At 62.9% G+C, this 2095-nt stretch carries 2 protein-coding genes and 1 pseudogene; 1 reads left to right on the top strand and 2 read right to left on the bottom strand.

What is annotated here, in order from left to right; translation table 11 throughout:
* Nucleotides 1-174 precede the first annotated feature (174 nt).
* On the bottom strand, nucleotides 175-1113 hold the full coding sequence (choX, locus tag EOA38_RS34745; RefSeq protein ID WP_126094462.1) for a choline ABC transporter substrate-binding protein: 939 nt from the start codon (nucleotides 1111-1113) through the stop codon (nucleotides 175-177).
* 85 nt (nucleotides 1114-1198) lie between these two features.
* Between choX and betI the strand changes: the two genes are divergently transcribed.
* Nucleotides 1199-1858, top strand: coding sequence for a transcriptional regulator BetI (gene betI, locus EOA38_RS34740; protein WP_126094463.1), 660 nt, complete (start codon nucleotides 1199-1201; stop codon nucleotides 1856-1858).
* A 3-nt stretch (nucleotides 1859-1861) separates the two neighbouring features.
* Here the strand turns inward: betI and EOA38_RS39510 are convergent.
* Nucleotides 1862-2095, bottom strand: a pseudogene (locus tag EOA38_RS39510) (hypothetical protein); the annotation flags it as partial.

Below are 2095 nucleotides of genomic sequence, written 5' to 3'. Positions count from 1 at the left end.
GCAGCGAAAAGCTGCGGCTGGTGTCGGTGAAGCCGTGCACAAGCACCAGCGGCGGCTTTGAACCGGCGATCTCGACATAGGCAGCGTCGAGGCCGCCGACATCGACAAACTGCTTGCGGCTAGGCCAGGCGTCCTGCTCGGTCTCGTGCTCCGGCAGGTCCAATGCCGCCGGTCTCACAGTCCGAGCTTTTCCTTGACCGCGGCAAGGCCGGGTTTGCCGTCGAAGGTGGTGACGCCGGCCAGCCACCCATCGAGGCGATCCTTGTGCAAGGTAATCGACTTCAGCGCCCCCTCCTCCGGCTTCATGCCATCATTGATGAGGTAGCCCATGCCGACATTTTCCATATCGATGTCGAAGGCAAGGTTCTTCAGGAGCTGCGCGACGTTCGGGCATTGCTGCAGATAGCCCTTGCGCACCTGCGTCGTCACGGTGGCGGCGCCGAAATTCGGGCCGAAGAACTTGTCGCCGCCGGTCAGGTACTTGAAATCGTACATCGTGTTCATCGGATGCGGCGCCCAGCCCTGGAAGACGATGAACTGCTTCTCCTTGATCTCGTAGCCGACTTCCGAGAGCATGCCGGCTTCGCTCGACTCGACCACCTGCCAGCCGTCGAGATGGAACTGAGGATCGGCGATGGCGTCCATCATCAGTTGGTTGGAGCCGGGCTCGATGCCGTACATCTTCTTGCCGAACCTGTCGGCGAATTTGTGCAGGTCGGAGAGATCCTTGACGCCGGCTTCCCAGACATAGGTCGGCACGGCGAAGGTGTATTTGGCGCCGACCAGATTGACGCGCACGTTCTCGATCGAGCCGTCCTTCTTGTAAGGCTCGTAATAAGTGACCATCGCCGGGTCCCAGTAGCCGAGGAACAGGTCGAGGTCTTTGTTCTTCATGCCCTCGTAGATGACGTTGATGCCGAGCACCTCGCTCTGCGGCTCGTAGCCGAGCGCCTGGAGCAGCACCTTGGCCACGCCCGTGGTGAAGGCGAGATCGTTCCAGCCGGGCTCCGCCATGCGGACCACTTTGCAGTCCTCGGCTTCGGCGGCCCTGGCGGCCTGGGAAGTCAGCATCAGGGCCGCGACACAGACGCCATTCGCAAGCATACGCAACATTCCGGTTCTCCTCATGTCGACTATTCGTTGACCAACTGGTCATATTATTGTCCCACTGGTCAATCATTGATCTGAGCGGGCGAAAATGTCAACATGGATTCGCGATGCATGGATCGGTCCGGTGAAACTCACACGTCTCAGCGACATACGCCGCAAGGAATTGCGGCAGGCAGCCTTCGCGGTGCTGGAGCGCGAGGGCATTGCCGGCGCGACGCTGGAAAAGGTCGCGGCCCAGGCCGGCGCCTCGAAGGGCATCGTGCTGCACTATTTCCGCAACAAGCAGGAACTGTTCGAGCATGCCATGCGCGAGGCGAATGCCGTGCTCCGCAATGCGGTGGTCGTCAGGCTTCGGCGCGCACGGACGCCGATGGAACGACTGCACGCCGTGATCGAGGGCAATTTCGAGGAGCATCTGTTCCTGCCGCCGCTCTGCCACGCTTGGCTGTCGCTCTGCTCCGAGGTGCCGCGCGACGAGAAGCTGGCGCGCATCCAGAAGGTCATCCACGCGCGCATGCGTTCGAACCTGTTGTCCGGCCTGCGCGACCTTGCATCGCCGGACCTAGCGGATGAGATCGTGCTCGGCGTCACCGCGCTGATCGACGGGCTGTGGCTCCGGCTCGGGCTGCAGCCGGGCAGCGTCACACGCGAACAGGCGGTCCGCCAGGTCAAGGACTATGTCGCGGGGCGGCTCGCCCTGCGCCGGCCCGCAACCGTCGAGGCTGGCCTCCGCCATACGGCGGGGTGAGGTCTAGTCCCCGACCTCGTTATCCAGGTTGCGGAAGCCAAGCGCCTCAATTTCGTCCAGAATCTGCTCGCGGATCCAGCGATGCGGCGCCTCGTCGTCGCGGCGGGCGTGCCAGTACATCCGCACCGCCGGAGAACGAATTGAAATCGGCGCCCGATAGATGCCGAGCGGCAAGGATTTCGCTGCCACCGCCGCGAACTGTCTTGGAACGGCGGCCAGATAGGATCCGCTCGCCAC

Source organism: Mesorhizobium sp. M1E.F.Ca.ET.041.01.1.1, from assembly GCF_003997355.1.
Classification (GTDB): Bacteria; Pseudomonadota; Alphaproteobacteria; order Rhizobiales; family Rhizobiaceae; genus Mesorhizobium.
Note: the sequence above shows the minus strand (reverse complement) of the source record. Positions and strands in the feature narration are given on the sequence as shown.